This is a genomic window from Bradyrhizobium sp. HKCCYLRH3097 (genome assembly GCF_051167875.1).
Taxonomy (GTDB): Bacteria; Pseudomonadota; Alphaproteobacteria; order Rhizobiales; family Xanthobacteraceae; genus Bradyrhizobium.
Window position 1 is genome coordinate 56,054 of record NZ_JBNPTX010000003.1, and the last position, 26,803, is coordinate 82,856.

A 26,803-nucleotide genomic window follows, 5' to 3' on the forward strand; every position below is an offset into this window, starting at 1 on the left:
AGCAAATCACGCGCGGAGCGAGCCCCGCGCGTGATCGATTGACCGCTCGATGCGGCGCGATGCTCAACCCTTGACGGCCGCGACCACGATCTCGATCAGCGCGCCGCCGCCGAGATCGGAGACGCCGACCGTGGCGCGAACCGGCAGGTCGTCGCCGAAGAACGCAGTCCAGGCCGCATCCATCTCCTTCTTCTTCGACAGGTCGGTGACGAAGATCTGGCCGGAGACGACGCGCGACCTGTCGGTGCCAGCTTCCTTCAGGAAGCCGTCGATCTTGCCGAGGATGTTGCGGGTCTGCTCGCCCATCGAGGCCGAGGTATCGTCGGCGATGGTGCCGCCGATGAAGACGAAGCCGTTGGCCTCGACGATGCGGTGGTGGATGGCGGAGCGGATCTTGCGGGTGATGGTCATCATGTCCTCATGTGGATGGTGAAGGGATGGAGTTCTGAAAGCGCGCGATGCTGAGATCGCCGATGCGCGTCTGGGTGCCGCCGTGCGCGATGAGCTCGGCCATCACCGCGCCGGCGCCGGGGCCGAGCTGGAAGCCGTGCGCCGAGAAGCCGAACTGGTGATACAGCCCGTCGTGAACGGCGCTCGGCCCGAACACCGGAATGTCGTCGCGCATGCGCGCCTCGATGCCGGCCCAGGCGCGCACGATGGTCGCGCGGCGCATCACCGCGAACAGCTCCGCGACGGTGCGCGCGCTCTCCGACAGCTTGCGCCAGTCGAGCACGGTCTCGTTGCGGTCCTGGTCGGGCGTTGCAAGATGGCCCCCGCCGATCAGCACCGTGCCGTTGGGGAACTGCTTGAACGACAGCTTGCGGCCGCGCAGGATGACGACGGGATCGATGAAGTGCGCGACGGGCGACGTGATCATCAGCATCGGCGCGATGGTCTCGACCGGCACCGGCTCGCCGCACTGTTCCGCAATGCGGCCGGCCCAGGCGCCGGCGGCATTGACCAGCACCGGAGCGGCAAAGCTCTCGGAGCCGACGTCGACATGCCAAAGCTTGCCGTCCTTGCGGATGTTCGTCGCGGCCACGCCCTCGCGAATGAGCGCGCCGAGCTGCTCCGCCTTGCGGCGGAACGCCGTCGTGGTGCGCGCGGGCTGCGCCGCGCCGTCGCGCCGCGACACCACGCCGCCCGGACAGCTCTCCGCCACCGCCGGCACGAGGCGACGCAGTTCCGTGCCGTCGATCAGCTCCTCGTGGCCGAAGCCGCGCGCGTTGAGATCGGCGACGCGGGCGCGACAGGCGTCGAGCTCCGCGTCGTTCTCGGCGACCAGCACCTGGCCGAAGCTTTCGAAGCCGCAATCATCATCGACCAGGTCGCTGATGTTCTCCCAGATGCCCATCGAGCGGATCGACAGCGGAATCTCCGCGACGTCGCGCGCGAGCTGGCGCACGCCGCCGGCGTTGACACCGGAGGCGTGGCGGCCGGCATAGTCCTTCTCGATCAGCACGGGCTTGAGCCCTGCCAAGCACAGATGCAGCGCGGTGGAGCAGCCGTGAATGCCACCACCCACGATGATGGCATCCGTCTTCACCGTCATCCGCGCACCACGGCCTTGGTGGCCTCTTCGGTCTTCGGCAGGCCTGCGAGCTCCGACAGCATGATCGGCTTCACCGGCGCGCGCAGCCGGTAGTAGCCAATCTCCTGCGGGGTCTTGCCGCGCGCCTCGGCCATCAGCTCGGTGACGGTGAGGCCACACAGCCGCCCCTGGCACGGCCCCATGCCGGTGCGGCGATAGGCCTTGAGCTGGTTCGGCCCGGTGGCGCCGATCGCGACGGAGTCGAGCACGTCCTTGGCGGTGATCTCCTCGCAGCGGCATACGATGGTGTCGCCCTGCGGGATACGGAACTGCTTTGCCGGCTGGAACAGAACGTCGAGGAAGGTCCTGCCGCGCTCGGCGCGGGCCAGCTCCGCAGACCTATCGGTGACCTTTGCGCGCGGGCGAAGCGCCTTGATCGCATCCCCGGCCGCCCGCCGGCCGCGCACCACGGCCGCCTGCGCACCGCCAATGCCGGCGCCATCGCCGGCAATGGCGATGCCGGGAATGGAGCTGTTACCAAGGGCATCCAGCACCGGAGTCCAGCACAGCTGCAGCTCGTTCCAGCGATGCTCGACACCGGCGGCCATCGCGAGATTCACATTGGGGACCACGCCCTGATGCAGCAGCAGCAACTCGGCCGCCAGTGTCTCGCGCTTGCCGCCCGCTGTGGCGTAGCTGACCGCCGAGAGCTTGCCCTCGCCCTCTGCCACGAGTTCGGTCACGCCGCTGGTGACGCGCACCTTCGCGCGCACCTCGCGCATCATCGCGAGCCCCTTGCCGAAATAGGGCGAGGTCAGGAACGCGAGGGCATGAGGCAGCGCCGCGATGTAGTTGGCGCGCTGGGTGGTGTCGAGAATGCGATCGATGCGGCCGCCGAGGCGCAGGATCTGCGCCGCGAGCAGCCACAGCAGCGGCCCCTGCCCGGCCAAAATCGTCGGGCCGTCAGGCACGAGGCCGGAGGATTTCAACATCGTCTGCGCCGCGCCCGCGGTCATCACGCCGGGCAGGGTCCAGCCGGGAATCGGGAACGGACGCTCCTGCGCTCCGGTCGCGATGATGACCCGCTTGGCCTTGATGAAGGCCGAGCCGCCGGCCACCGAGACGCCGATCTCGAGATTGCGGTCGAGGCTCCACACCGTGGCGCGATGAATGATCTCCGCACCGCTGTCGCGCGCGGCTTTCACGAGCTGCTTGCCGGACCAATAGTCCGCGCCGAGCAGCGCTTCGCTCTTCAGAGGCGTCGCATCGATCGCACGCCAGACCTGGCCGCCGGGGCCGGCGTTCTCGTCGAGCAGCAGCGTCGACAGAGCGGCGCCAGCCGTCATCTCTGCAGCAGCGAGGCCCGCAGGACCGGCGCCGATCACCACGGCGTCATATTCATCATGCTTCGGCGCGGCGCTCATTTGCCGATCTCCCGCTTGCCCTTCTGGACTTCGATCTGCATGCCCTCGGCGACAGGCACGAGACAGCCTTGCCGGTTACCGACTCCATCGATGGTGACGAGGCAGTCGAAGCACACGCCCATCATGCAATAAGGCAGGCGCCTTGCGCCGCTGACCGCGGTGGCGCGCCGGACGTCGAGGCCGGAGGCGAGCAGCGCCGCCGACACGGAGTCACCCTCGCGCGCGGCAATCGGCTGGCCCCCGACATGGATCGTCACCGATCCCCTCGCATCACCCTCAGTTCGTTTGAACATCATCGTCTCCATGGCGCCTTGCGCCGTCATCCCTCAGTAGTAGCCACTGCCGCCCGCTCCCGCTTTGCTGTCGAAGCGGCTGGCTGTGAATGCACCGACCAGCTCCGGCTCGAGCGCGCCGTCCTTGACCATGCGCGCGATGTCGAAAGCGTGGTTCGCCGCGAGCGTCACGCCGGAATGGCAGCAGGCGACGAAGGCGCCCGGGTGGCTCTCCGACTGCTCGTAGATCGGAAAGCCGTCCTTCGGCATCACGCGGATGCCGGTCCAGCTCCTGACGACGTTGAGCCGCGCCAGATGCGGGAAGGTGCGCTGGGCGCGATCGGCCATGACCGCGTTGACGGAAAAGTTCTGCACGCGGTCGTCGAGCTCGTCCTCCTTGCTGTCGCCGATCATCACCGTGCCCTCGTCTGTCTGGCGGATCGTGGTCAACGGATGCGGCAAGAACGGCATCGTGCGCTCGGTCACGACGATCTGGCCGCGCGTCGGCCCCATCGGCGCCGACAGCCCGACCATCGGCGCCAGGGTCTGGTTGGCATTTCCTGCCGCGAGCACGACCTTCGCCGCGCGGATCTCGCCTTGCGCCGTCGTCAGCCTGAACTCACTGCCGTCCAGCGCGATCGCACCGACCGCACGCTCCGGCAGATAGTCGACGCCGAACTGCTTCATGCCGGCGTGCAGGGCGCGGAAGGTGCGCAGCGAATTCACGTGACCGTCATAAGGGCAGAAGCTGCCGCCCGAGACCTCCGGGCCGATCAGCGGCAGCATCTTCTTCACCTCGGACGCCGGCAGCATCTCCATCTGATAGTCGGCGGCGCCGACCTGGTTGTGCATGCGCGCGACGAGCTGGGTGCGCTGCTCGTACTCGGCCTCGCCGAGGGTGAGATGAAAGCCGCCGTTCTGCTGCAGCACCACGTCGAGACCGGTCTGCGCCTTCAGCTCCTCGGCGAGCTTCGGCCACGCCTTGGAGCCGCGCACCGTCCAGCCGGTGTAGGCCGGCATGCCCAGGCCCTTGCTCTGCACCCACACCAGCGCGAAGTTGGCGCGCGAGGCACGCTTGGCGATGTCGCCCTCGTCGAGCACGGCGACGCGCTGACCGAGCCGGCCGAGCCCCCAGGCAATCGCAGAGCCGAGCAGGCCGCCGCCGACGACGGCGACGTCATAGTCTCTCATCGTAGTATCTCCTATCGTCCTGCGTCGCCGCCTTTGGCAGTGAGCACGCGGTCGAGGCCATAGACGCGATCGAGCACGATCAGGACGGTCATGGTGATGGCGATGACGCTGGCCGACACCGACGTCACCAGCGGATCGATGTTGTCCTGGATGTAGAGGAACATGCGCACCGGCAAGGTCTCGGTGCCGGGCGTCGCCAGGAACACGGTCATGGTCAGATCGTCGAACGACTGGATGAAGGCGAGCATCCAGCCGCTCACGATGCCAGGCAGGATCGCGGGCAAGGTGACGCGGCGAAACATGGTCCAGCCGTCGGCACCGAGCGAGACCGCGGCCATCTCGATCGACCGGTCCATGCCGGTCGCGGCCGCAAGCGTCAGCCGCAGCGCGAACGGAAACACCACGACGACATGGGCGATCACCAGCGCCACGAAGGTGCCGCCGATGCCGACCGACGTGAAGAAGCGCAGGAAGGCGATGCCGAGCACGACGTGCGGGATCATCAAGGGCGACAGGAACAGCGCCGACAGCGCGCCACGGCCGCGGAAGCGATAGCGGCTGATCGCCAGCGCCGCCGGCACCGCGAACAAGAGCGCCACGCACGAGGACAGCGCGCCGAGCCACAGGCTCACGCCGAAGGCGTGGACGAATTCCGGATAGTCGGCGAGCGCCCTGAACCAGCGCAGCGAGAAGCTGGTGATCGGGATCGACAGAAAACCTTCGGGCGTGAACGCAACCCAGCACACGACGACGATCGGCGCCACCATGAAGACGACGAACACGGCATGGAAGATCAGCGCCAGAGGGCCGTTCCGGCTCATCGGAACACCTCCTGATAGCGGCGCTCGATCAGCGCGTTGGAGCCGACGACGATCAGGACGAGCGCGATCAGCAGCAGCACGGCGACCGCGGCGCCGAGCGGCCAGTTCAACGTATTGAGGAATTCGTCATAGGCGAGCGTCGCCGCGACCTTGAGCCTGCGGCCGCCGATGATCGCCGGCGTCGCGAACGCGCTGGCGGACAGCGAGAATACGATGATGGCGCCCGACAGCACGCCCGGCATGATCTGCGGCAGCACGATGCGGCGGACCACCGTCAGCGAGCTTGCCCCCAGCGACAGCGCCGCATTCTCGACCTGCGGATCGAGCCGCTGCAGCGCGGTCCACACCGCGAGCACCATGAACGGCATCATCGCATGCGCCAGCGCGATCACCATGCCGGTCTCGGTGAACATGAACCTGATTGGTGACTCGATCAGGCCTGATGTCATCAGGAGCTTGTTGGCGAGCCCGTTGTTACCGCCGAACAGGAGCGCCCAGCCGAGGGTGCGCGCAACGACCGAGATCAGCAGCGGGCCGATGATCACCAGCAGGAAGAGACCCTTCCACGGCCCCTGCATGCGGTTGAGGATATAGGCCTCCGGTACGCCGAACACCGCCGTGATCAAGGTCGCCAGCACCGCGACGCGGAAGGTGCGCCAGAACATCTCCGCGTAGTAGGGATCGTCCACGATCTCGCGCCAGTTCTTCAGGATGAAGACCGGCTCGATGCCCTTGTACTGGCCCCAATCGTGGAACGACAGCATCACGGTCATCGCCAACGGGATCACGACGACGCCCAGGAACAGCATCAAGGCCGGCAGCGCCAGCGAAAGGCCGGCGCGCGTCTCCGACGAGTTGGACGCGACGGTCGCGCTCATGCTGCAGCCTTCGCAGCGCGCAGGCTCATGTCCGAGACCTGCCAGACGAGATGCACCGCTGCGCCCTGCTCCGGCTGCGGCTGGCCGTCATTCTGCCGGATCACGATGGCGGGCCCGCATTCGGTGTCGCATTGGAACAGCCAGTGATTGCCCTGGAAGATGCGGCTCGTGATGCGCCCTGCAAGCCCGGCGTCGCCGAAGTTGATGCGCTCGGGCCGGACGCTGACGGCTACGGCGCCGGCCACGCCGGCCGGCGCCGGCGCACTCCACGATCCCGCGACCAGTCTGGCCTGCCCCCCGGTGTGGTCCACGGTCGCAGCAAACTCGTTGGTCTTGCCGAGAAACTGCGCGACGAAGGCGGAAGCCGGCTGCTCGTAGACCTGCTGCGGCGTGCCGATCTGCTCGATCCTGCCCTTGCTCATCACGACGATGCGGTCGGACAGCGACATCGCCTCGATCTGGTCATGGGTGACGAGGATGGTCGTGGTGCCGAGATCGCGCTGGATCTGGCGCAGCTCGATCTGCATGTCCTCGCGCAGGCGCGCATCGAGGTTGGACAGGGGCTCATCGAGCAGCAGCAGGCTCGGCCGGATCACCAGCGCGCGCGCGAGCGCAACGCGCTGCTGCTGGCCGCCGGACATGCGGCGGGGATGACGGTCCTCATAGCCGGCGAGGCCGACCAGCGCGAGCGCCGATCGCACGCGCTCCTCGCGTTCCTTGCGCGCGACTTTGCGCATCTCCAGGCCGAACGCGACGTTCTCGGCCGCGGTCATGTGAGGAAACAGCGCGTAGCTCTGGAACACGATGCCGAGGCCGCGCTTCGCCGGTGGCACTGCGACGAGGTCCCTGCCCTCGAGGCGGATCGCGCCGTGTGAGGGATCGAGGAAGCCCGCGATCATCTGCAACGTGGTGGTCTTGCCGCAGCCCGAGGGGCCGAGGAACGAGATGAACTCGCCCTTGGCGACGCCGAGGCTGAACTCTTCGACGGCCGCGTTGGGGCCGAAAGATTTGCCGACGCGATCGATCTCGAGGAAGGACATGCTTTGGATCCAGATGGGCGAGGAATACTGGCGCCCCGCGCACGGTGCACTTCCCTTCCCCCCTGCGGGGAAGGGAGAACACCGTCGTCAACGAGAGGCTCGCAACAAACGACCAGTCAGCGTTCGACCTCGCGATTCCAGCGCTTGGTCCATTCCTCGCGCTTTTCGTTGACCACGGTCCAATCGGGCGCATAGACCTTGGCGGCGCGTTCGCCGATCGGCGCCATCGCGCCCACGCCCTCGGGGACCACGACGGACTTCACGACCGGGCCATAGCCATATTCCTTCAGCATCGTGAGCTGGATCTTCGGATCGAGCAGCAGCTTGATGAAGCTCGAGGCCAGCGGCGAGACCGACAGCTTGGCGATCGGACACGCCGTCGTCAGCAGGCTCACGGCCCCTTCTTTCGGATAGACGAAATCGACCGGGAAGCCGGTGTTGGCAAAGCTCTGCACGCGACCGCTGCCCCACACCGCGATGACCGCCTGCCCCGATTGGAACAGCTCGGTCATCTTGCCGGGCGACGGCTCGTAGGCCAGCACGTTGGGATTGATGTCATTCTTGAAGATCTTGAAACCGGCATCGACATTGCTCTCGCTGCCGCCGTTCATCTTCGCCAGCATCAGGAGCACGTTGAGGCCGTAGGTGTTGTTGATCGGCGGAATGACGAGCAGCTGCTTGTATTTCGGATCCTTGAGATCGTTCCACGAGGTCGGCGCGGCCCAGCCTTTCTCGGCAAACACCTTCTTGTTGTACATCAGGCCGGTGGCGACGAGGCCAATGGCGACCGCCTTGTCGTCCTTGAAGCGCGCGACCTCCAGCAGATCGCCGGGCAGTCCGGTGACCTTGTCGCAGAAGCCGAGCTGGATCGCCTGGTACATCGGGCCGTCATCGACGATCGCGACGTCGATCTGCTGGTTGCCCTTCTGCGCCTGCAGCTTGGCGAGGGTGTCGGTGGAGTTGCCAGCGACGTATTCGACCTTGACGCCGTTGGCCTGCTCGAACGGCGGGATCACCTCCTCGCGGATCGTCTTCTCGAACGAGCCGCCATAGCCGGCGACATAGAGCGTCTTCTGCTGAGCCCAGACCTGCGAGGCAGAGGCCAGGACGGCGACGCCGACCGCCATCAGGAGTTTAGGGTGCTTCATCGGACCGATCTCCATCATCTTGGATACGAGACGGTATTAAAAAACCGCCCCAGGGAGATCGGCTTGCCCGATGGCATCCGCACCCCAGAAACCCGGAGCTGAAGAGCCTAAAAAACGAGCCTTCCCTCACCCTGCCAAAAAAGATCGCAGCAGAGTCTTTGATCGTCCAATGAATAATGGCACCCTATTCATACGAGAATGTTATGGATGTGAGGACGTATGGCGCGGATCAACTCGCGGCAGGTCGAAGCCTTCCGGGCGATGATGCTGAGCGGCAGTGTGACGGAAGCCGCCAAGCTGATGGCGGTGACCCAGCCGGCGGTCAGCCGGCTGCTGCGCGACCTGCAGGCGCTGCTCAAGATGGAGTTGTTCGAGCGCCGCGGCACCGGCCTGGTGCCGACCGCGGCAGCGACGGCGCTCTACATGGAGGTCGAGCGCTCCTTCGTCGGGCTCGATCGCATCACCGCGGCCGCTGAGGAGATCCGTGGCCGGCGCACCGGGACGCTGCGCATTGCCGCGCTCCCCGCGCTCGCCAATGGCTATCTGCCGCGGCTCGCAGGCCACTTCCTGCAGGAACGGCCGAACCTCAACCTCGCGTTCTTCGGCGTGATCTCGCCGATCGTGATCGACTGGGTGCTGAACGCGCAATGCGACGTCGGCTTTGCCGAGGTGCCGATCGCCCATGCCGGGCTGCCGAGCATCAAGCTGCCGGCGCTGCCGCGCGTCGCCGTTCTCCCCGCAGGCCATCCGCATTGCGCGAAGACGATCTTGGTGCCGCGCGACTTCGAGGGGGAGACCTTCATCTCGCTCTCGTCAGGCTCCACCAGCCGGCATCTGATCGATCAGATCTTCCATCGCGAGGATGTCAGGCGCGTGCTGCGGGTCGAGACGACGCTGTCGGAAATCATGTGCGGGATGGTGTCGTCGGGATTGGGCGTCTCGATTTGCGATCCGTTCACCGCGCGCGAATTCGACGGCCGTGGCGTGGTGATGCGGCCATTCATGCCGCGCATCGATTTCGAATTCGCCGCGGTGTTCCCACCGCAGCGCAGCCCCTCGCCGGTGGCGCTGGACCTCGTCGAGTCGGTGCGACAGGCCCTGGAAGAGCTCGGCCGAGCATCGATCCCTGGAGAAACCGATGAAGGTTAGCTGGGCGAACCCAGAACCCGCTGATTGAGCGGCGTGTGATCTGCTCCTTGCTGAGAGCCACCAAGGCCGACGCCCTCGCCACGGACCAGAACGCGGGAATGCTTGTGATTGAGAGTCTGCCGGTTTACGGGCTCATTTCCTGCCGCGCGCCCCGAGGCTCATAGAACAAGGGACCGACAGGAATCTCCAAGAACGTCTCGTTTTGCCGCTGGATGAGCAGTGCATCCAGTCCTTGCTTCTGCGCCAGCGCCTTGCCTTGCTCCGGACCGAGAACCATGAGCGCAGTGGCCCAGGCATCGGCGTCCATGCAGCTAGCGGCAACGACTGAAACTGACGCAATTCCATTTTCTACCGGACCGCCGCGCGATCGGTCCATCGTATGAGAGAGGCGCTTTCGCCCGATATCGACCCAGCGCCGATAGTCGCCCGACGTCGCGACCGCCGCATCACGCAATTCGATCACGCCGAGCGGACCGCGCCGTTCATAGTCAGGCGCTTCCACCGCTACGCGCCACGAGGCTCCGTCTGCCTTGGCGCCCCGCGCTTTCAACTCTCCATCAAGCCCGACCAGCGCATTGGAGACGCCGAAGATCTCAACCACACGCATCATCTCGTCCACGGCAAAACCCTTGGCGATGCCCGAAAGATCGAGGGCGAAGCGGCTATGTTTGCGCGCCCTTCGTCCCGGCACATCCAGTTCAAGAACAGTGTGGGTTGGTGGCAACCGCTCGCGAAGAGCCGCGCAAAGGGCTTGCGCGTCTGGCGCCGAACAGGGAGGTCCGAAACCCCAGGCATTGACGAGACTTCCGAGCCCGACGTCAAAGGCGCCGCCCGAGGCGCGTCCGATTGCAACTCCCCGCTCCAAAACCCGCATGAGTTCAATCGGCAAGGATTCCCAGGTCCCCGGCGACGCTGCATTGAGACGCATCAGGTCGCTGTCCGGCTTCCATGTGGACATCTGATGGTCGACGCAATCGACAGCGTGAGCCAATGCGGCTTCCAGCGCGGCAAGATCGGTCGACGGCGGTGCATAGAGCAGCGCCGACCAGCGCGTTCCCATGGTGGCGCCGCTCAATACATGACGGAGCAGGTCAGTAGACATCTTCAACATACCTCCCTTGGGCTTTGAGTGCGACAGGAGTCAGACCGAGGGGCGCCAATACATCCGCCACCGCCTGCATGACGTCCGCTGCCATGTCGCGCCCGCCACAGACCATGACCTGCGCCCCGTTGGCGACGAGTCCGCGCAGGCGATCGGCGTCATCGCGCAGGCGATCCTGCACATAGCCGCCGCCCTTCACGCGCGAGAAGGCAGTGGTGAAGCTCGTCAGTCGTTTCTCACCCAGCCAGCCATCGATTTCGCGCTCATAAAGAAAGTCCGAGGCTGGATCGCGCCCGCCGAAATAGAGATGCATCGGCCGGCGCCCGCCGTTGGCACGAACAAATCCTGCCAGCGGACCTATGCCGGTGCCGGCGCCGATCAGGATCACCGGTTTTCGTCCATGTGAAGGACGGAAAGCGGGGTTTGCCTTCAAGAAGGCCTCGACCCTGTCGCCCGGCTGAAGGCCGTGAAGCAGACCGGAGCAAAGTCCGCCCGGACGCTTGCGGACGCAGATTTCGACGAAGCCATCACGGGTCGAACTTGCCAACGAATAGTAGCGCGGCAAGTTGCAGTCCGGCGGCAGAACCGCGATCAAGTCGCCTGCGGCGAAGCGCGGCCAGGCATGCCCTGTGAGGCGCGCGAACATGCCGCTTCTTGGCAGCGCGAAGCGCAGCACGCAGGTTGGCGCCTGCACCTCCGCGCCGTAATCGACGCGTTCGATGAGCGTCAGCGTATGAGTACGCGGCCGCTCCGGCACATGTATCAGCACAAGGTCTTCACCCATGACGTCCGACAGGGCCGCGCCCCACCGCGCAAACTCTTGCCCGGACTGGCGGTCGATCGTGTCCAGCGGCATCAACGATCTCGAGCCTTTACGCGCCAGGGCCGCTTCGACGTCGCGGGCGAATTGACAGAATTGCGGGAATTGCCGATCACCGAAGCCGAGGACTGCGACCGGAAAAGGCAGCGGCGCGGTGATCGCGTCGAGGCGTTTGAGGAACGCGCCGGCCGTCGCCGGCGCTGCGCCGTCGCCATAGGTTGCCGTCAGCAGGAACATGCGCTGCGTCGACGGATAGGATCGTAACAAGCTGTCCATCGGAGCGACGTGAACCCTGTGCCCGTTGGCCGTCAGCGCGGCATACAGCGTGCGGGCGAAGCCCCATGTGCTGCCGCCCTCGCTGCCGACCAGGATCACGGTGTCGGCATCTTTGGCGGGAACGTTGTCGGTGATGGGAGCGTGAGCGTGCTTCCTGCTCGACCACACCACGGCTCCGCTTACCCCGAGCACCGGCACGCCGAGGGCGCTGACGCCGAGCAGCAATCCAAGCCACCAGAGCCCTTGCCCGGTGTGCAGCATGTAGATGAATTCGTAGATCTGCCGGGCGACCGAATTGTCCTGCCAACCCAGCAGCTCTCCACCGACCGGGTCGACGTAGCCCTCGCCTGCAGCGGTGGCTAGCTGGAAGAGATCGTTCGGATTCGCGGGGTTGGGAAACGTCAATTCACGCAGTTGGGAAAGATCGATGCCGCGCAAAGCCTGAATTTGCTCGACCGGAAGAGCTTGGCCGCGGCTTGTCACGCTCGGAAATGCGGACACCTGTGCCGTGCCGTCCGGGATCAGTCCGAACGTCGTGAGCGACAGATACAGCGCCGTCATCGCCGACAGCACGAGCCCGAAGGCCACCAGCCGACCGAGATCGGTATGCAGGCGTTGCATGCCGCCGCCGCGGGAGCAGCCGAGAATGTGCCGCCACCCTCCCATGCGCCGGGCCGTCATCTGCAGACCTGACAGCGTCAGGACAAGCATCGCGAATGCGCTCGCGCCTGCGGCCATGCGTCCGCCATCGCTCAGAAAGAACGAGCGGTGCAGGTTTGTCATCCAGCGCTCGAACGGGGAGCGCACGTAGTCCGAAACGGGCTTGCCGCTGGAAGGGTCCACCACGCTCGCGGCCGGGCCCGCTGCTCCGGAGTAGAAGGCGATGACCTTGCCGGAGGTCAGTCGCTTGATCTGCTCGACGCCAGGATATCTGTGGGCGATCCGGCCGGCGAGGTCGGCGACGCTAATGCTGTCTGGCGATATCGCACCAGCTTTTTCCCAAGCCGGGATCACCGACAGCACCGCTCCGCTCAGGACAAGCACCATCAGCGGCAGGATGACGGCAAAGGCCAGGCCCCTATGAATCCAGCGCAGCATCACACCCATCCTAAGGCTACATGTCGTAAGCGAACGAGCGGATGTAGGTGCGCCCTGCCAGCGGCCGGCCCGCGCCCGCGGATGTCAGCGGAACGACCACCTCGGACGGGCTGTCGCGCATGTCCTCGGCGGCGGCGTCGATATGCAGCTTGTAGCCCGCATCGAAGAGCGCATCCGCAAGATCGAGCGTGATTTTCAGCGTACGGCCGGCTCCGACGCTTGCGCCGGTGATGCCGTTGATATCGGCAAGGTTTCCACGAGAACTGCGCTCCCAGCCGCTGAGATGGCTGTAATATTTGGACTTGGAGCCCGCCATCCACAGCGTGCCTTTGTAAGCTCCGGTCGCGTCGGTCACGTAAAGCGCCAAATACGCGCCGTTCCCGCCGTAGTTGTTGAGCGTCGTGGTCAACGTGACAGGTCGCGCCATGGCCAGCCCGGGGGCGGTCAGCGCGGTGGTCAGGGCAAGGGCGGCAATCATCGATCTCATTTCTGTCTCCGACAGTGGCGTTTCTATCGCGCCATAACTGAATGGCGCGGCTGACGTGCTCCTGAAGGCCGATCCGATTCTGCTTCAGGTCACCGTCAGGTTGGCGCTCTCTGCAAAAGCAAACGCCCCGCACGACGCGGGGCGCGCTAGAACGCGATGTCGCGTTCGCTCGATTCAGGCGATGTCCGTCGGTCGGGCCAGCCTTTTGCGTCCCACGATGCTCGTCGCTTCCGGACCGCTATTGAACTTGGACCTTGGGGGCCGTGCCGCCCTGAATAAGTCCGTTGGGGGGCGGCGCCGAAGGCGCGGCTGCTCGTCCTGGTCCCGACTGATCGCCTCGCCGGTCTCGGTCACCTTCATCATGATCCTTGTCGTGCTCTCCGCGTTTTTGCTTCACGCGGATCACAGCCAGAGATGCAGGATCAACCTTTGCCTCGATGGCGCGACCGCCTTCGTCCTGTCCCCTGATCTCATAGCATCCATCGTCGATCTTGATTCTGCGCACGGTCCAGCCGCGCGCTTTCGCCATTTGTTCGACCGCTTCGCGCGGCTGCCATTGCGCCATGGGCGCGCTGCAATCGTCATCATCGGCCAGCGCCATGCCGGGGGTCAGCGCCCCCAGCAGAATGGCGGCAATCAACACTGTCCTCTTCACGTTCTCTTGCTCCCGCTTCAAGGCTCCTGCCTGCCTTCTTCTTGAGCCGGTTTCCTGACGTTGACCTGAAGACGCCGCGACTTTTGCTTCAGGTCAACGTCAGAATCTCCTCTATGATTATCTCTAACCTCACAGGTCGACGGGGTGCGCGGAATGACCCGATGCGGATATTGCTGATCGAAGACGACACGATTCTGGGGGCGGCAGTACGCGACCAGATTGTGTCGGATGGCCATTCCGTGGACTGGGTGACCCGCTTGGATGCGGCACGGGAATATCTTGGCACCGCGGCCTATGACCTCTTGCTCCTGGATCTCATGCTGCCGGACGGCCGCGGTATCGGACTGCTGCGCGATCTACGCGCCAAGGGAGACGTGACGCCGGTCATCATCCTAACGGCGCTTGATCAATTGTCCGACCGGATCGAAGGGCTCAACGCCGGCGCAGACGATTACATGATCAAGCCCTTCGATCTCTCGGAGCTTACGGCGCGGCTGAACGCCGTCGCTCGCCGCTATGCCGGCAATCCGAACCCGCTCATCCGAATTGGCGATCTTCAGATCGACCTGGCCGCTCGGTCGATGACGCGTGCAGGAAAGAGCATCGCCCTGACAGCGCGGGAATGGGTGCTGCTCGAGGCTTTCTTGCAGCGTCCACGGCAGGTCTTGTCCAAATCGCTGCTCGAGGAACGGCTCTATTCCTTCGGCGAAGAGATCGAGAGCAACACCATCGAGGTCCATGTCAGCCGGCTTCGCAAGAAGCTCGGACACGCCGTCATTGAGACCGTGCGAGGTCTCGGCTATCGGCTGGGAAACGCCTCATGAAAGGCCCGCGTAGTCTGCAGTGGCAGATCTCGCTGTGGCTCGGGCTCGGTGTCGCACTCCTTTGGATCGTTGCAGCCGTCGTGACCGGCCAAAGGCTGCGTCACGAAATGAACGAAGTATTCGATAGCGCGCTCGAGGAAACGGCTCAGCGGATTCTTCCACTTGCGGTGCTCGAGATCCTCGGCCGTGAGGCAGACGGCACGTCTCAGCGTATCGCTACGCTGAGGCAGCACGACGAGTACTTCACTTATGTGGTCCGTGACGAGCGCGGTACCGTACTGCTGCGCTCGCACGGCGCCGACGACGCGATCTTTCCTCCGTTCTCCAGAATGGGGTTTGTCGACACCCCGACCCATCGAATCTACTTCGACACTGCAGTGCGAGGCACGATGACGATCGCGGTGGCGGAGCTGCTGACACATCGCCGCGAGGTCGCGAACCAGGCGCTCCTCGGGCTTGCTTGGCCGTTGGGATTGCTCATTCCCCTCAGCCTTCTCGCCGTATGGGGCGTCGTGCGCGTTTCGATGACCCCGGTCAGGCGCCTACGAAGCGACATTGAAGCGCGCGGCACCGGCGATCTGTCCTCGGTTCCAGCCGCGGGACTGCCCTCCGAGATCGGACCGATCGCCGACGCCGTGAACGGCCTCCTGGAGAAGCTTCGACGCGCCCTGGAAGCTGAGCGAAGTTTCACGGCCAAATCCGCGCACGAACTCCGTACACCGGTGGCTGCCGCGCTCGCGCAGACGCAACGGCTCATCGCCGAGACCAGGGACACCGCGGCCCGAACCCGGGCCCAGCAGATCGAGGTGGCGCTGCGGCGGCTTTCGCAATTGTCTGAAAAGTTGATGCAACTCGCGAAGGCGGAGGGTGGACGGCTTCAGGGCAAGGAGACGACCGACATCGCATCGGTTCTGAAACTGGTCGTCGGGGAGATGATGCGCGATCCGGCTGCGGCCAGTCGGCTCGCCGTCAACATTCCTGTTACGCCGGTCCTTTTCGATATCGATACAGATGCCTTTGCCATTCTAGCGCGCAACCTCATCGAGAACGGCCTCAAGCACGGAGCGCCCGACGCGCCGGTCGCTGTAGCTCTTTCCAACACTGGCGTGCTGACCGTTACAAATGAGGGAACAGCCGTTCCGCCGGAGTTGCTGGAACGCTTGTCTCGTCCGTTCGAGCGTGGCAGCACCGATGCCGACGGCTCGGGGTTGGGCCTCGCCATTGCAAAAGCCATCGCCTCCGGCGTCGGGGCCGAGCTTGTCCTGACATCCCCTTTGCCTGGAGCGCAGGGCGGCTTCCAGGCGAGGTTTTCCGCGCCGTGAGTTCATGGGCGGCTCGTCCATGATTTTTCGAGGAATTGGGAGCAGATTGGGATGTGGCAATTGGGGCCAATCAGCAGGCCGGCGGCGAATCACGCGCGCGTGGCGGCCAGCTCTTCGAGAAGCGCTACGATAGCTGTCAGGCTTCGGCTCGGCGGCGTCATCTGATTGGCCACCTCTCGCGCGCGAGTGGCGCATTCTGGCTCCAAGACGGTCCACAGGTCATGGCGAAGGGTCGCTTGTGTCGTTGCGGAAAAACGACGCGAGGTGCCGACACCCAGGCGTCTGATCCGTGTCGCCCATACCGGCTGGTCGGCGCCGATCCAGAGGACAAGAGTTGGGACGTCGGAGCGAACGCTCGCGGCCATGGTGCCTGAGGTGCACCCCGACGGCACCAATCAACGTTCAAAGACATTGAGGCTGGACGCCACCGAAGATCGCGGCTGGCTAGCCGTACGTCCCCTGGTTCGCCTTTCAAACTATTGAGAGCAGACTGTCGAAAAACACCGTCTGAAAAACCGTTAGTTTTTCAACCTCAGACGGTGTTTCTGCATAAGTCTTTGAAAGGCTTGGTGGGCGCACTAGGGCTCGAACCTAGGACCCGCTGATTAAGAGTCAGCTGCTCTACCAACTGAGCTATGCGCCCGGATCTTGCATCCGGAGAAAGCCTTCCGCGAGAGCCGGTCGTTTAGCAAAGCGATTCCAGGATGTCCAGCGATCCCTGAGCATTTTTCGGCACTTTCGATGCAGAAAAACCGCCGGCGGGCGGCGGTTTTCCCCCAAATGAAATCAGAAGGATCGTCAAACGGCTGTCAAAGCCGCCCGGACTCGCGTTCCTCCTCGGACCAGCCCATGTGGCCCATCGGTCCCGGGCCGAAGCGATGCTCGCCGAAGCGCGGACCATCCTCCATGCCGCCCTCGCCGCGCTCCATCCAGCGGTGATGGCGCGGACCGTCCGGTCCCATCATGCGCCCCATCGGCCGGGTCAGCATCGACAGCCGGCGCTTCTGGCCGTCGTCGAGCGTCTTGTAGAGCGGGTCAGCGGCGTCGGCGACCTTCTTCATCGCATCCGCCGTGACCGCCATGGTGTCGGCACGCTCGCGCAGCCGCGCCACCGGATCGACATCCTTGTCCTGCGCCTCGTCGGCTGCCTTCATCCGCGCGTTGGCACGATCGAATCGCAGTTTGACGAGATCGCGCACCGCGCTCTCGACCGGCGGCCACAATTTCTCCTGGTCCGCCGTCAGCTTCAGGCCGGCATGGACGGAAGCGATGCGCGCATCGAGCATGGCGGCGCGATCTTCCGGATTCATGCGCGCATGATGCATGTGATCATGAAACCAGCCGCGCTGGGCGTAGACCGCGGTCGAGCCGGCGATGGCGAGCACGGCGACTGCGGCGATGGTGAACCTTCTCATGCCAACCTCCTTGGAAACTCGGATCAGCATGAGCCTGCCGTTCCGCGCCTTCAACTTACAGTTTGGACAGAGTGTACGACCTTACGAAGATGTAATTGCTTCAAATACCTTTCTGTTTTTGCAAATCAGTTTCAGTTTGTTGCCACGCCTCAAAGCATCCCCAGCATGCGCGGCAACCACAGCGAGATTTCCGGCACGTAGGTGACGAGCGCGAGGAAGCCGAGCATCGTCAGCAGCCAGGGCATGACGGCGATGGTCAGTTCGGTGATGCCCATCTTGGCGATGCCGGAGGCCACGTAGAGGTTGAGCCCGACGGGCGGGTGGCACATGCCGACCTCCATGTTGACCACCATCAGGATGCCCAGATGCACCGGATGGATGCCGAGCTTGACCGCGACCGGGAACAGGATCGGCGCCATGATCAAGACGATCGAGGTCGCCTCCATCACGTTGCCGGCGAGCAGCAGGAGGATGTTGACGACCAAGAGGAACACGATCCAGTTGACGCCAGCCGCCGCCATCCAGTTGGCGATCTGCTGCGGGATGTTCTCATTGGCCATCAGGAACGAGAACAGCACGGCATTGGTGATGATGTAGAGGATCATCGCGCTCATGTTGGCCGAGCCGAGCAGCACCTTCGGCACGTCCTTCAGCGACATGTCGCGATAGACGAACACCGCGATGACGAAGGCATAGACGGCGCTGACGGCCGCGGCCTCGGTCGGCGTGAACTTGCCGGTGTAGATGCCGCCGAGCACGATCACGATCAGCAGCAGGCCCCAGACGCATTTGCGGAAGGCCGTGAAGCGCTCGGCCCAGCTCGCCCGCGGCATCCGTGGATAGTCGTTCTTCCAGGCCCGGTAGAAGGTCGTGAGGCCGAGCAGGCTCGCCAGCATCAGCCCGGGGATAACCCCGGCGATGAACAGCTGACCGACAGAGGCCGAGGAGACGCGATGACCGGCCGGATCGAGCGCGATGCTGCCGCCGGTCGCGACCGCATAGACCACCATCACGATCGAGGGCGGGATCAGGATGCCGAGCGCGCCTGACGTCGTGATGACGCCGGCGCCAAAGCGCTTGGGAAAGCCCTGCTTGACCATCGCCGGCAGCATGATCGAGCCGATCGCGATCACGGTCGCCGGCGAGGAGCCGGAGACGGCGGCGAACAGCGCACAGGCCACGACGCCGGCAAGGCCGAGGCCGCCATACCAGTGCCCGACCATCGAGGTCGCGAAGTTGATCATCCTTCGGGCGACGCCGCCATGGGTCAGGAAGTTGCCGGCGAGGATGAAGAACGGGATCGCCATGATCTCGAAATTGTCGATGCCCGTGAACAGCTTCAGCGCGACCGATTCGGTCGGCACGTTCGTCATGAAGAACACGAACGACAGCACGGTGAGGCCGAGCGCGATCGAGATCGGCATGCCCGTCAGCATCAGGAAGATGAGCAGGCTGAAGATGAGGAGGCTGCTCATCGCAGCGCCTCCGTCGCCGTCGGGTCGACGCCTTCGACATAGGCGTGGTCGTGATGCGGCAGCTCGTCGTGGCGCAGATAGTGCCAGGCGACCTGCAGGAAGCGGAAGCACATCAGATAGGAGCCGAGCGGGATGCAGAGATAGACCAGCCAGCTCGGCAGCTCCATGTCGGGCGTCACCTGGTCGGTCTGCGACAGGCCGTAGACGAACTTGGCGCCCATCGTGCCGATGATGGAGGTGAACAGCGCTCCGCACAGCAGGCCGAACAGGATGGTCACCTTGCGCAGCGATGGCCGCATCATGTTGACGACGACGTCGACGCCGACATGGATGCCCGTGCGCACGCCGTAGGCGGCGCCGAACTTGGCCATCCACACGAACATGTAGATGCAGAGCTCCTGCGCCCAGGACAGGTCGATCGGAAACAGGATGGGATAGAGGAAGGGCACGCCGACCAGATAGCGGTGCAGCACGGCCACGAAGATGATCGAGGTCGCCGCCGCGATCAGGAATGCGATCAGGATCTCCTCGAGCCGATCGAGGATGCGCAACAGAAAGCCCAAGTCCCCTCCCCCACAATCAAAACGTCCGCGGCGCTTGGCTGCGCCGTCTGCCTTCTTGCGCGCCGAGTGCTTCGCCCCCTCGGTGCGCGGGCCATTGTCCGCGCACCGCTCGTCTCACGCCATCAGTTGGTCGAGCCGCGCGTCTCCTTCAGGAACTCGTCGATCAGCGGCTGGCCGACGCGCCCCGCGACGTCCTTGTACACCGGCATCATCGCCTTGCGCATCGCCTCGTCCTGGGCCGGCGTCAGCTTGACCAGCTCGGTCTTGCCGGACTTGCGGATCTCCTCGAGCGCGTCGTCGTTCTCCTTCGCCGACTGGTTGTTGCCGTAGGCGGTCGCTTCCTTCATCGCCTTCTCGCAGGCGGCGCGGATATCCGGCGGCAGGCCGTCCCAGAACTTCTTGTTCACGACCACGACGTAGCCGATGTAGCCGTGATTGGTCAGCGTGATGTACTTCTGCACCTCGTGCATCTTCTGGGTATAGATGTTCGAGGGCGTGTTCTCCTGGCCGTCGACGACGCCGGTCTGCAGCGCCTGGTAGACTTCGGAGAAGGCCATCACCTGCGGGATGGCGCCGAGGGTGCGGAATTGCGCGTCCAGCACCTTCGAGGACTGGATGCGGAACTTCAGACCCTTGTAGTCGGCGGGATCGACGAGCTTCTTGTTGGCGCTCATCTGCTTGAAGCCGTTGTCCCAGTAGGCGAGCCCGATCATTCCCTTGGGCTCGAGCAGCTTCAGCAGCCTGGTGCCGAGCGGGCCGTCGGTCACCTTCCGCAGGGTGGCGAGGTCGGGCAGGATGTAGGGCAGATCGAACACCTCGAATTCCTTGATGCCGATCGGGCCGAACTTGGAGTTCGAAGGCGCCAGCATCTGCACCGCGCCGAGCTGCAGCGCCTCGAGCTCTTCCTTGTCCTTGTAGAGCTGCGAGTTCGGATAGACTTCGACCTTGACCTTGCCGTCGGTGTATTTCTCGGCCAGCTCCTTGAACTTGTCGGCGGCGAGGCCCTTCGGGGTGTTCGAGGCCACCACGTGGCTGAACTTGATCACGATCGGATTGTCGGCGGCGAGGGCCGGACCGGCCAGAGCGAGCACCGCGAGCGAGGCGGCGGTGGCGATCACGTGGCGAAACTTGAAGTGCAAGGTGTCCTCCCGACGTTTCGGGGGACATTGCAATGACGCCCCCGCTTTGTATGCCAAGGACATTGTTAGCGGGTCGCCGGCCGGAATGCCATTGACCGTTAGCCGCAGAGGCGGGGATTCCCATGCCGCAGCGCAAAAATGGTGATGACTGTCATTCCGGGGCAGCCGCGCAAGCGGCTGAGCCCGGAATCCGGAAGTTATTGGCGCTGGCCCAAGCCAAGCTCGGGATTCCGGGTTCGACGCTGCGCGTTGCCCCGGAATGACGAAGCAAGGTTCGGCCCCAACCGACGATCGTGAACTCAGCTCGCCGCTGCGGCCGCCGCGCCCTGCGCCACGTCGCGCTGGCGCTTCATGACCAGCTTGTTGAGCGCCCCCAGATAGGCCTTGGCCGAGGCCACCAGCGTATCCGGATCCGCCGCGCGCGCGGTCATCGAGCGGCCGTCCTGCGACAGCCGCACCGAGACCTCGGCCTGCGCATCGGTGCCCTCGGTCACGGCATGGACCTGGTACAATTCCAGCTTGGCCTCGTGCGGCACCAGCGACTTGATGCAGTTGAAGACGGCATCGACCGGCCCGTTGCCCTCGCTCTCCTCGATCTTGGTCACGCCGTCGACGTCGAGCTTCATGGTGGCGCGCTGCGGGCCGCGGGTGCCGGCAATCACCGACAGCGACAGCAGCTTGATGCGGTCATGGGCGCTCACCATGCCCTCGTCGATCAGCGCCTCGATGTCCTCGTCATAGATGTGCTTCTTGCGGTCGGCCAAAGCCTTGAAGCGGACGAAGGCGTCCTCGACCTGGTTGCCCGCCAGCTTGTGGCCCATCTCCTCCAGCTTGTGGATGAAGGCATGGCGGCCGGAATGCTTGCCCATCACCAGCGAGGTCTGCTTCACGCCGACCGTCTCCGGCAGCATGATCTCGTAGGTCTGCGCGTTCTTCAGCATGCCGTCCTGATGGATGCCGCTCTCATGCGCGAACGCATTGCGGCCGACGATGGCCTTGTTGTACTGCACCGGGAACGAGGTCGCGGCCGAGACCACCTTGGAGGCGTGGGTGAGCTGCGTGGTGTCGATCTTGTTCCAGTACGGCAGCTTGTCGTTGCGCACGCGCATCGCCATCACGACCTCTTCCAGGGCCGCATTGCCGGCGCGCTCGCCGATGCCGTTGATGGTGCATTCGATCTGGCGGGCGCCGGCGCGCACGCCGGCCATCGAGTTGGCGACCGCCATGCCCAAATCGTTGTGGCAATGGACCGAGAATACTGCCTTGTCGGAGTTCGGCACGCTCTCGCGCACGCGCTTGAACAGGTCGTAATACTCCTCCGGCACGGCATAGCCGACGGTATCCGGAATGTTGATGGTGGTCGCGCCGGCCCTGATCGCGGCCTCGACGCAGCGGCACAGGAAGTCGAACTCGGTACGGGTGCCGTCCTCGGACGACCATTCGACGTCGTCGGTGTGGTTGCGCGCGCGGGTCACCGAGGAGATCACCAGTTCGTAGACCTGCTGCGGGTCCATCTGCAGCTTGTACTTCATGTGCACCGGCGAGGTGGACAGGAAGGTGTGGATGCGGCCGCGCCTCGCCGGGCGGATCGCCTCGGCGCAACGGTCGATGTCCTTGGCGCCGGCGCGCGACAGGCCGCAGACCACGGCGTTCTGGGTGCGCTTGGCGATCTCGTTGACGGCCTCGAAATCACCGTCGGAGGCGATCGGGAAGCCGGCCTCGATGATGTCGACGCCCATGCCGTCCAGCATGGCGGCGATGTTGAGCTTCTCCTCGAACGTCATGGTGGCGCCGGGGCACTGCTCGCCATCGCGCAAAGTGGTGTCGAAAATGACGACGCGGTCCTTGTCGGACTGAACGGGATTGGACATCTGCTTTCCTCGAACTTTTCGGGTGGTGCGCGTGGCTTCCAGAGGCGCTGAAGGGTGTTTCGGTGTCGAAGCAGCCCCCTGAGTGCCCAGGCGCATCCCGCCCAGCCGGCCCTCAGGGGCAGCTAAGAAGCAGAAGCTCGATCGCGCCGATCAGGTCGGCGGGCTGCAGCGCGGCGAGCGCGATCGTCCGGGCGTCTGCCCCGGCGATGGCCTCGATCTCTGCGCTGCGAATCAGCATTGCCAAACCCTTTGCGAGAACACGAAAACTGTGCGGCAAAACCGTTGACGGTTTGTTGCCGAGGTGCCCTCGACAGCGCTTTTACTGGGAATGGGAGGGTCTCGCAACGCCGAATAATGGTCAGGAGAGGTGACGTATTCGGGCAGTCCCGCGCCGCTCTCCCTATAAATCTCTCCCTATGAACAGTGTCATCCCGGGCAAGGCCGCCAACGCGCCAGCGTTGGTGAACGCCGACCCGGGATCCGTACGCCGCGGCGGATTTGGCTGGGCGAGCTGGAGCGGCCATCCTGCCTCGCAGATCTCCCTGGGGTTATGGATCCCGGATCGGCGCACGCGTGACCGCGCGCTTGTCCGGGATGACGGTGAGGGTGTGGTTGTCGGCATCTGCACCAGCACGCATTTCACGCTCCCGCGACACATCCGTGCCCGAGTTGTTCACCCGCATCGTACCCTCTTCCATCAGAGGGTGCAGGGAAGACCGGGCGTCTGCCGACACCCGCGGCCCCCGTGCGATAGAAAATGCACGGGGCAGGAACCACAGGATCGGCCAGGACATCCCGGCCTTCCCTGCGCAACGGCTTTACGGCTTACTTCGCGCTCTCCCTGGGGACCGGGCTTTCTTGCCCCCATCATCCGCACCGCTGCTTCGCGCAACGGCACGAACTTGACCTCAGCATCGGGAGGCCAGGACCACACGACTTCGCCGTCCGCAAAACGCCGGTCGTCCACCGGCGCCTCACGGCCATCGCTCCCCGCACTCCACGTATCGTGACGACGCGTACGCCCCTCTTCGATGAGGCGGGATGACGTAGAGAAGCACGTTTTCTGAAAAAAGGAAAGAGGAAATTTCGTCGAATACGAAGATCGAGCGTGTGGTACCATGACCTCATGACAAACCGCATCTTCGTCCACGGCGTGCCGGACACGCCCGCAATCTGGGGCCCGCTGATCGCGGCGCTCGGCGAGACCGTGGCAGTGCCTGCCCTGCCCGGCTTCGACGGCGATGCACCTCCGGGCTTCCCCTGCACCAAGGACGCCTACGCCGACTGGCTGGTCGCGCTGCTGGAAGCGCAGCATGCGGCGGTCGGGCCGCTCGACCTGGTCGGGCATGATTGGGGCGCGCTGCTGGTGCTGCGCGCGGCATCGCTGCGGCCGGGGCTGGTGCGCTCCTGGGCGGTCGCTGGCGGCGCACTCGATCCGGACTATCGGGGACATCGCATCGCGCGGATCTGGAATACGCCCGTGCTCGGCGAGATATTCATGGCGGTGTCGTCGCAAGCTGCCATGGCACGGATGTTCCGGCAGAGCGGATTGCCATCGGAGCTGGCGGCGCGCGAAGCCACGGCATGGCAGGCTCCGATGCGCCGGGCGATCCTCGCGCTGTATCGCTCCGCCGACGGTCTGTGCTTCAAGGGCGACTGGATCGCGCGGCTCGAACAGCTGCCGCGGCGTGGACTGGTGATCTCGGGCACACAGGATCCGTTCGTGCCGCTCGACACGCTCAGCCGGTTCGCGCAAGCGCACGGCGCGCGGCTTCATGTCGAGCCGGACGCCGGCCACTGGAGCATCGTCGAGCGGCCGCAGAGCATCGCGGCCGCGCTGCGGGCGTATTGGGCGGAATGAGCACCAGTCCTATTGCGACAGGGCTGAGACCAGCGCATCGCCGATTACATTGGCAATCTCCTGCTCGTGGCCGGGGTATGCGCGAAACACGTATTGTTGCCCGAGGAGTTGAGTTTGCTTCTCGACGTCCCAAATCCGAAGCGAGACTTTGTGACGGCCATCGCTGAGGAGCGCGGCATTGCCGACCAGCACGAGATCAAAGTGCAGATCTCGCGATTTCTCGAATTGCGGCAGCAGAATATCCGGATGACCTGGGCTTGCCATCGGGACAGGCTCTTCGACGACCCGGAGCGACGGCATTGCGTGGAATCGCGCGCGTAGCGCGCTCGTCAGAAGGGCGGCATCATCTCCCGCCTCAGGCGTCATCGCATGCAGCTCGGGCACCGCGATCACGCGTTCGCCTTCGGCCGAAGCAGGTCGCGCCAGGACCGTGAGCAGAGCCGCGACGGCAAATGCAACACCAAGAAAAACGTCATGAAAACGTCGAAGTATGCCGGCCTGCATGGTCACTTCAATCCTCATCTCAATCTACGCCCGAGCAATGGGCCGGCTCTTCGACGTGCGCGCCGGCTATCACACAATCTTTGATGGATTGCGGTCCTCTGATACCATAACCTGAAAGTCGCTCATCGGAGACATTCGACATGGCGCGTCTCAAGACCGGACTTTGGTTGTTCTCAGCGCTGCTGGTGGCCCGGCTCTTCTCCAGCGCAGCCTTCGCCGAGGACTTGAGCCTCGCCCGCTTTCCTCAATCCGACTGGGCGACCGCCACGCCTGAGGACGAAGGGATGGATTCGGCGGCCCTCGCAAAACTCGTCGCTTCCGGTAAGGCGATGAGGTTCGACAGCCTGCTGATCGCGCGCCACGGCCGGGTCGTGCTCGATGCGTCCTATGCACCGTACAACGCCGACGAGCCGCACATCATCAATTCCGCGACCAAAGCCGTGGTCTCGACGCTGATTGCGATGCTGCTCAAGGACGGCGTGCTCGACAGTCTCGATCATCCGGTGCTCGACTTCTTCAAGGACCGCAAGATCGACAATGTCGACGCGCGCAAGCAGGCGCTCACGGTGCAGCACCTGCTCAACATGACCTCCGGGTTCGACTGGGACGAGGGTTATAGCGGCGGCGCCGAGACATCCCTCTACGAGATGGGCCGGAGTCCGGATTGGGTGCAGTACATCCTCGACAGGCCGATGGCGCAAGCGCCCGGCGAGACGTTCTACTACAACAGCGGCAACTCGCATCTGCTCTCCGCGATCGTCACGAAGCTCACCGGCAAGAGCGCGGAGGACTTCGCCAAGGAGAGGCTGTTTGGGCCGCTCGGGATCACCGAGCACACCTGGTTCAAGGATGCCCAGGGAATTTCCGCCGGCGGTTTCGGGCTGGCGCTGAAGCCGCGCGACATGGCGAAGATCGGCTACCTCTATCTGCGGCGCGGCCGCTGGGGCGAGCAGCAATTGCTGCCGCCGGACTGGATCGAAGCCGTCAACCACGCCACCGTCAGCATGAATGCGAAGTTCGATCCGGGGCTCTCCTACGCCGATCAGTTCTGGGCCCTGCCGGACAAACACGTATTCATGGCGGTCGGCTACCACTGCCAGGTCATCATGGTGCTGCCCGACCGCGACATCGTGGCGGTGATGACCGCGCGCGAGTTCTGTCCATTCCGCAAGCTCGCCAACACCATTTCGGCGACTGTGACATCTGACAGCGCCCTGCCTGCGGCGCCGGAAGCGGCAGCCGCGCTCGCCGCTGATGTCCGCGAGGTCGCGACGGAAACGCGAGGCCCGGTCGGAGCCGTGCCGGAGATGGCGGCTTCCATCTCGGGCAAGACCTACAGCTTCCCGCCCGGCCCGCTCGGCATCAACACGATCAAGCTGGACCTCACGGGACCGGAACCGCAGGTCACCTGGGACATCCCCTCGCGGGACCGCGCCGGAGGCACGGTGCATCTGCAGAGCCCGATCGGCCTCGATGGCCTCTATCGCAAGACCGCGCCGCCCCATCCCTGGCAGCCCTTCACCTACCGGGCCATGAAGGGCAGCTGGATCGACGCCACGACCTTCGTGATCGACGCCCAGTTCATTGGCCAGGGCGAGGAGCGCAATTGGCGGCTCAGCTTCGACGGCGACAAGGTGACGTTCCGAACGAAGGGCCGCTACGGCAAGGACGTAGTGGTCGAGGGTCATGCGGCGCCATGAGTCCTCGGCGGCTCTGCGCAGCCTGACGAAAGTCGAGCGCGAATGCTGCAGCACTGATCGGCTCCGTTCGGCTGGGCGGAGACATGCCGCACGGCGAGAATTGGAACAGTTCTCATAGCGCTCTGCGTGCCGCGGGCGGAGGATGCGATCTCCCGTCGTTTTCTCAAACAGATCATCTCGTGTATGTCTGCCTTCCCGCCAAGCCTCCGGCCCTGCCCGGCGCGGCGGGGGATCGTT

The 26,803-nt window shown here is 64.7% G+C and carries 26 protein-coding genes and 1 tRNA gene; 5 read left to right on the forward strand and 22 right to left on the reverse strand.

All coding sequences use genetic code 11. The annotated features are described in order from the left end of the window. Nucleotides 1–63: 63 nt before the first annotated feature. The 9 genes from ACQR0U_RS09265 to ACQR0U_RS09305 all read right to left on the reverse strand — a co-directional run bounded on the left by ACQR0U_RS09265 (nucleotide 64) and on the right by ACQR0U_RS09305 (nucleotide 8,305). The gene (locus ACQR0U_RS09265; protein ID WP_434863285.1) at nucleotides 64–411 is read right to left on the reverse strand and encodes a RidA family protein; all 348 of its coding nucleotides are present in this window, start codon (nucleotides 409–411) and stop codon (nucleotides 64–66) included. 7 nt (nucleotides 412–418) lie between these two features. Next, nucleotides 419–1,552, reverse strand: coding sequence for an NAD(P)/FAD-dependent oxidoreductase (locus ACQR0U_RS09270; protein WP_434863286.1), 1,134 nt, complete (start codon nucleotides 1,550–1,552; stop codon nucleotides 419–421). After that, a complete protein-coding gene (locus ACQR0U_RS09275) occupies nucleotides 1,549–2,955 on the reverse strand; it encodes an FAD-dependent oxidoreductase (protein ID WP_434863287.1) in 1,407 nt (468 codons plus the stop codon). The genes ACQR0U_RS09270 and ACQR0U_RS09275 overlap by 4 nt, the downstream gene beginning before the upstream one ends. Continuing rightward, nucleotides 2,952–3,248: a (2Fe-2S)-binding protein gene (locus ACQR0U_RS09280; protein WP_315752789.1), complete on the reverse strand. Its 297-nt coding sequence runs from the start codon at nucleotides 3,246–3,248 to the stop codon at nucleotides 2,952–2,954. Before ACQR0U_RS09280 ends, ACQR0U_RS09275 begins: the two co-directional genes overlap by 4 nt. 33 nt (nucleotides 3,249–3,281) lie before the next feature. Next, the gene (locus ACQR0U_RS09285; protein ID WP_434863288.1) at nucleotides 3,282–4,418 is read right to left on the reverse strand and encodes an NAD(P)/FAD-dependent oxidoreductase; all 1,137 of its coding nucleotides are present in this window, start codon (nucleotides 4,416–4,418) and stop codon (nucleotides 3,282–3,284) included. 11 nt (nucleotides 4,419–4,429) lie between these two features. Next, a complete protein-coding gene (locus tag ACQR0U_RS09290; RefSeq protein ID WP_434863289.1) occupies nucleotides 4,430–5,239 on the reverse strand; it encodes an ABC transporter permease in 810 nt (269 codons plus the stop codon). Continuing rightward, nucleotides 5,236–6,117 (reverse strand): ABC transporter permease, encoded by an 882-nt coding sequence (locus tag ACQR0U_RS09295; protein WP_315752784.1) that lies wholly within the window; start codon nucleotides 6,115–6,117, stop codon nucleotides 5,236–5,238. Before ACQR0U_RS09295 ends, ACQR0U_RS09290 begins: the two co-directional genes overlap by 4 nt. After that, a complete protein-coding gene (locus tag ACQR0U_RS09300) occupies nucleotides 6,114–7,157 on the reverse strand; it encodes an ABC transporter ATP-binding protein (RefSeq protein WP_434863290.1) in 1,044 nt (347 codons plus the stop codon). Before ACQR0U_RS09300 ends, ACQR0U_RS09295 begins: the two co-directional genes overlap by 4 nt. 116 nt (nucleotides 7,158–7,273) lie before the next feature. After that, the gene (locus ACQR0U_RS09305) at nucleotides 7,274–8,305 is read right to left on the reverse strand and encodes an ABC transporter substrate-binding protein (protein WP_434863291.1); all 1,032 of its coding nucleotides are present in this window, start codon (nucleotides 8,303–8,305) and stop codon (nucleotides 7,274–7,276) included. A 219-nt stretch (nucleotides 8,306–8,524) separates the two neighbouring features. On the opposite strand from ACQR0U_RS09305, the gene ACQR0U_RS09310 reads away from it, so the two are divergent. Continuing rightward, the gene (locus tag ACQR0U_RS09310; RefSeq protein ID WP_315752780.1) at nucleotides 8,525–9,454 is read left to right on the forward strand and encodes a LysR substrate-binding domain-containing protein; all 930 of its coding nucleotides are present in this window, start codon (nucleotides 8,525–8,527) and stop codon (nucleotides 9,452–9,454) included. A 124-nt stretch (nucleotides 9,455–9,578) separates the two neighbouring features. Here the strand turns inward: ACQR0U_RS09310 and ACQR0U_RS09315 are convergent, their stop codons facing one another. The 4 genes from ACQR0U_RS09315 to ACQR0U_RS09330 all read right to left on the reverse strand — a co-directional run bounded on the left by ACQR0U_RS09315 (nucleotide 9,579) and on the right by ACQR0U_RS09330 (nucleotide 13,913). After that, nucleotides 9,579–10,565: an FAD:protein FMN transferase gene (locus ACQR0U_RS09315; RefSeq protein WP_434872122.1), complete on the reverse strand. Its 987-nt coding sequence runs from the start codon at nucleotides 10,563–10,565 to the stop codon at nucleotides 9,579–9,581. Next, nucleotides 10,546–12,750, reverse strand: coding sequence for a PepSY domain-containing protein (locus ACQR0U_RS09320; protein WP_434872123.1), 2,205 nt, complete (start codon nucleotides 12,748–12,750; stop codon nucleotides 10,546–10,548). The genes ACQR0U_RS09315 and ACQR0U_RS09320 overlap by 20 nt, the downstream gene beginning before the upstream one ends. 16 nt (nucleotides 12,751–12,766) lie before the next feature. Next, complete coding sequence (locus tag ACQR0U_RS09325; protein WP_315752777.1) at nucleotides 12,767–13,237, reverse strand: DUF2271 domain-containing protein; 471 nt, start codon at nucleotides 13,235–13,237, stop codon at nucleotides 12,767–12,769. A 238-nt stretch (nucleotides 13,238–13,475) separates the two neighbouring features. After that, nucleotides 13,476–13,913, reverse strand: a complete 438-nt coding sequence (locus ACQR0U_RS09330; RefSeq protein WP_315752776.1) for a PepSY domain-containing protein — start codon at nucleotides 13,911–13,913, stop codon at nucleotides 13,476–13,478. 140 nt (nucleotides 13,914–14,053) lie between these two features. On the opposite strand from ACQR0U_RS09330, the gene ACQR0U_RS09335 reads away from it, so the two are divergent. Beyond that, a complete protein-coding gene (locus tag ACQR0U_RS09335; RefSeq protein ID WP_434843108.1) occupies nucleotides 14,054–14,716 on the forward strand; it encodes a response regulator in 663 nt (220 codons plus the stop codon). Then, nucleotides 14,713–16,038 (forward strand): ATP-binding protein, encoded by a 1,326-nt coding sequence (locus tag ACQR0U_RS09340; protein ID WP_434872124.1) that lies wholly within the window; start codon nucleotides 14,713–14,715, stop codon nucleotides 16,036–16,038. The genes ACQR0U_RS09335 and ACQR0U_RS09340 overlap by 4 nt, the downstream gene beginning before the upstream one ends. Nucleotides 16,039–16,605: 567 nt before the next feature. On the opposite strand, the gene ACQR0U_RS09345 is transcribed toward ACQR0U_RS09340, so the two are convergent. The 8 genes from ACQR0U_RS09345 to ACQR0U_RS09380 all read right to left on the reverse strand — a co-directional run bounded on the left by ACQR0U_RS09345 (nucleotide 16,606) and on the right by ACQR0U_RS09380 (nucleotide 23,295). Then, nucleotides 16,606–16,681, reverse strand: a tRNA-Lys gene (locus tag ACQR0U_RS09345). A gap of 166 nt (nucleotides 16,682–16,847) precedes the next feature. After that, the gene (locus tag ACQR0U_RS09350; RefSeq protein WP_316169774.1) at nucleotides 16,848–17,453 is read right to left on the reverse strand and encodes a Spy/CpxP family protein refolding chaperone; all 606 of its coding nucleotides are present in this window, start codon (nucleotides 17,451–17,453) and stop codon (nucleotides 16,848–16,850) included. Between the two features lie 149 nt (nucleotides 17,454–17,602). Further along, nucleotides 17,603–18,928 (reverse strand): TRAP transporter large permease, encoded by a 1,326-nt coding sequence (locus tag ACQR0U_RS09355; RefSeq protein ID WP_315769041.1) that lies wholly within the window; start codon nucleotides 18,926–18,928, stop codon nucleotides 17,603–17,605. Continuing rightward, a complete protein-coding gene (locus tag ACQR0U_RS09360; RefSeq protein ID WP_315752772.1) occupies nucleotides 18,925–19,491 on the reverse strand; it encodes a TRAP transporter small permease in 567 nt (188 codons plus the stop codon). The genes ACQR0U_RS09355 and ACQR0U_RS09360 overlap by 4 nt, the downstream gene beginning before the upstream one ends. A 122-nt stretch (nucleotides 19,492–19,613) precedes the next feature. Further along, complete coding sequence (locus tag ACQR0U_RS09365) at nucleotides 19,614–20,630, reverse strand: TRAP transporter substrate-binding protein (protein ID WP_315713282.1); 1,017 nt, start codon at nucleotides 20,628–20,630, stop codon at nucleotides 19,614–19,616. 299 nt (nucleotides 20,631–20,929) lie between these two features. Then, the gene (locus tag ACQR0U_RS09370) at nucleotides 20,930–22,501 is read right to left on the reverse strand and encodes a 2-isopropylmalate synthase (RefSeq protein ID WP_316201772.1); all 1,572 of its coding nucleotides are present in this window, start codon (nucleotides 22,499–22,501) and stop codon (nucleotides 20,930–20,932) included. Nucleotides 22,502–22,613: 112 nt separating this feature from the next. Continuing rightward, the gene (locus ACQR0U_RS09375) at nucleotides 22,614–22,739 is read right to left on the reverse strand and encodes a hypothetical protein (RefSeq protein ID WP_284423887.1); all 126 of its coding nucleotides are present in this window, start codon (nucleotides 22,737–22,739) and stop codon (nucleotides 22,614–22,616) included. A 310-nt stretch (nucleotides 22,740–23,049) separates the two neighbouring features. Continuing rightward, complete coding sequence (locus ACQR0U_RS09380; RefSeq protein ID WP_315752770.1) at nucleotides 23,050–23,295, reverse strand: hypothetical protein; 246 nt, start codon at nucleotides 23,293–23,295, stop codon at nucleotides 23,050–23,052. A 332-nt stretch (nucleotides 23,296–23,627) separates the two neighbouring features. Here ACQR0U_RS09380 and ACQR0U_RS09385 point away from each other — a divergent pair, with 332 nt between their 5' ends. Further along, complete coding sequence (locus tag ACQR0U_RS09385; protein WP_316174205.1) at nucleotides 23,628–24,362, forward strand: alpha/beta fold hydrolase; 735 nt, start codon at nucleotides 23,628–23,630, stop codon at nucleotides 24,360–24,362. Between the two features lie 9 nt (nucleotides 24,363–24,371). Here the strand turns inward: ACQR0U_RS09385 and ACQR0U_RS09390 are convergent, their stop codons facing one another. Next, nucleotides 24,372–24,872, reverse strand: a complete 501-nt coding sequence (locus ACQR0U_RS09390) for a hypothetical protein (RefSeq protein WP_409999194.1) — start codon at nucleotides 24,870–24,872, stop codon at nucleotides 24,372–24,374. A 134-nt stretch (nucleotides 24,873–25,006) separates the two neighbouring features. On the opposite strand from ACQR0U_RS09390, the gene ACQR0U_RS09395 reads away from it, so the two are divergent. Next, nucleotides 25,007–26,566, forward strand: a complete 1,560-nt coding sequence (locus tag ACQR0U_RS09395; RefSeq protein WP_316174207.1) for a serine hydrolase domain-containing protein — start codon at nucleotides 25,007–25,009, stop codon at nucleotides 26,564–26,566. Nucleotides 26,567–26,803: the final 237 nt, after the last annotated feature.

Excerpts from the sequence above, each read along its gene's own strand:
- ACQR0U_RS09265 (WP_434863285.1), bottom strand. The coding sequence starts at position 411 with ATGACCATCACCCGCAAGATCCGCTCCGCCATCCACCACCGCATCGTC.
- ACQR0U_RS09270 (WP_434863286.1), bottom strand. The coding sequence starts at position 1,552 with ATGACGGTGAAGACGGATGCCATCATCGTGGGTGGTGGCATTCACGGC.
- ACQR0U_RS09275 (WP_434863287.1), bottom strand. The coding sequence starts at position 2,955 with ATGAGCGCCGCGCCGAAGCATGATGAATATGACGCCGTGGTGATCGGC.
- ACQR0U_RS09280 (WP_315752789.1), bottom strand. The coding sequence starts at position 3,248 with ATGTTCAAACGAACTGAGGGTGATGCGAGGGGATCGGTGACGATCCAT.
- ACQR0U_RS09285 (WP_434863288.1), bottom strand. The coding sequence starts at position 4,418 with ATGAGAGACTATGACGTCGCCGTCGTCGGCGGCGGCCTGCTCGGCTCT.
- ACQR0U_RS09290 (WP_434863289.1), bottom strand. The coding sequence starts at position 5,239 with ATGAGCCGGAACGGCCCTCTGGCGCTGATCTTCCATGCCGTGTTCGTC.
- ACQR0U_RS09295 (WP_315752784.1), bottom strand. The coding sequence starts at position 6,117 with ATGAGCGCGACCGTCGCGTCCAACTCGTCGGAGACGCGCGCCGGCCTT.
- ACQR0U_RS09300 (WP_434863290.1), bottom strand. The coding sequence starts at position 7,157 with ATGTCCTTCCTCGAGATCGATCGCGTCGGCAAATCTTTCGGCCCCAAC.
- ACQR0U_RS09305 (WP_434863291.1), bottom strand. The coding sequence starts at position 8,305 with ATGAAGCACCCTAAACTCCTGATGGCGGTCGGCGTCGCCGTCCTGGCC.
- ACQR0U_RS09310 (WP_315752780.1), top strand. The coding sequence starts at position 8,525 with ATGGCGCGGATCAACTCGCGGCAGGTCGAAGCCTTCCGGGCGATGATG.
- ACQR0U_RS09315 (WP_434872122.1), bottom strand. The coding sequence starts at position 10,565 with ATGTTGAAGATGTCTACTGACCTGCTCCGTCATGTATTGAGCGGCGCC.
- ACQR0U_RS09320 (WP_434872123.1), bottom strand. The coding sequence starts at position 12,750 with ATGCTGCGCTGGATTCATAGGGGCCTGGCCTTTGCCGTCATCCTGCCG.
- ACQR0U_RS09325 (WP_315752777.1), bottom strand. The coding sequence starts at position 13,237 with ATGAGATCGATGATTGCCGCCCTTGCCCTGACCACCGCGCTGACCGCC.
- ACQR0U_RS09335 (WP_434843108.1), top strand. The coding sequence starts at position 14,054 with ATGCGGATATTGCTGATCGAAGACGACACGATTCTGGGGGCGGCAGTA.
- ACQR0U_RS09340 (WP_434872124.1), top strand. The coding sequence starts at position 14,713 with ATGAAAGGCCCGCGTAGTCTGCAGTGGCAGATCTCGCTGTGGCTCGGG.
- ACQR0U_RS09350 (WP_316169774.1), bottom strand. The coding sequence starts at position 17,453 with ATGAGAAGGTTCACCATCGCCGCAGTCGCCGTGCTCGCCATCGCCGGC.
- ACQR0U_RS09355 (WP_315769041.1), bottom strand. The coding sequence starts at position 18,928 with ATGAGCAGCCTCCTCATCTTCAGCCTGCTCATCTTCCTGATGCTGACG.
- ACQR0U_RS09370 (WP_316201772.1), bottom strand. The coding sequence starts at position 22,501 with ATGTCCAATCCCGTTCAGTCCGACAAGGACCGCGTCGTCATTTTCGAC.
- ACQR0U_RS09375 (WP_284423887.1), bottom strand. The coding sequence starts at position 22,739 with ATGCTGATTCGCAGCGCAGAGATCGAGGCCATCGCCGGGGCAGACGCC.
- ACQR0U_RS09380 (WP_315752770.1), bottom strand. The coding sequence starts at position 23,295 with ATGTCCTGGCCGATCCTGTGGTTCCTGCCCCGTGCATTTTCTATCGCA.
- ACQR0U_RS09385 (WP_316174205.1), top strand. The coding sequence starts at position 23,628 with ATGACAAACCGCATCTTCGTCCACGGCGTGCCGGACACGCCCGCAATC.
- ACQR0U_RS09395 (WP_316174207.1), top strand. The coding sequence starts at position 25,007 with ATGGCGCGTCTCAAGACCGGACTTTGGTTGTTCTCAGCGCTGCTGGTG.